Raw genomic sequence first — 548 nt, 5'->3', positions numbered from 1 at the left:
ATTATGCTGTATTTGCATGCTATGGTTATCGTTTAGCATGTAGTGTACTTAATAAAGAACCTAAATTTGATTTAGCACAGTTCGCATTAAATGCACTTAACGGCTCTGGTGATTTAAGAGATATTGAGTATTGCATTTCTGACAGTAGACGAGGCGGACGTAATACACTCGGTTTTATGTTGCATTGCTTAACGCATCAACACCTAGACGGACACATGAATGCAGCGCATGCAGCATTTGATTCACTAGCAAGAAACGGTTGGAATGATGCGGGTTTACCAATTAGAATATACGGATTTTCGGGCAATACATCTGATCAATCAATGACAATGCCTGATGTTGCATACAATTTGCATGCTTTGGCTGATTTGTGGCTATCGTATCACTACGGACTATATAAATGAAAAACCTCGAAGCCGTTACTGAAGCAATGACTTGGCTCGGCACACCATACCATCATCAAGGGCGAGTTAAAGGTGTGGGGGTGGACTGTGGTACTTTGATTTGTGAGGTCTACGAAAAAGTAGGTCTCATGGATCATTTAGATC

General features: G+C 40.9%; 1 protein-coding gene. It reads left to right on the top strand.

Annotated elements, in window-relative coordinates; translation table 11 throughout:
- Positions 1 to 404, top strand: a 404-nt coding sequence (locus SM447_RS29805; protein WP_474576192.1) for a hypothetical protein, incomplete at its 5' end; no start/stop codon positions are given.
- Positions 405 to 548: the final 144 nt, after the last annotated feature.

This window comes from Micromonospora aridisoli (assembly GCF_056150025.1).
This window is presented reverse-complemented; position numbering and strand designations above follow the sequence as displayed.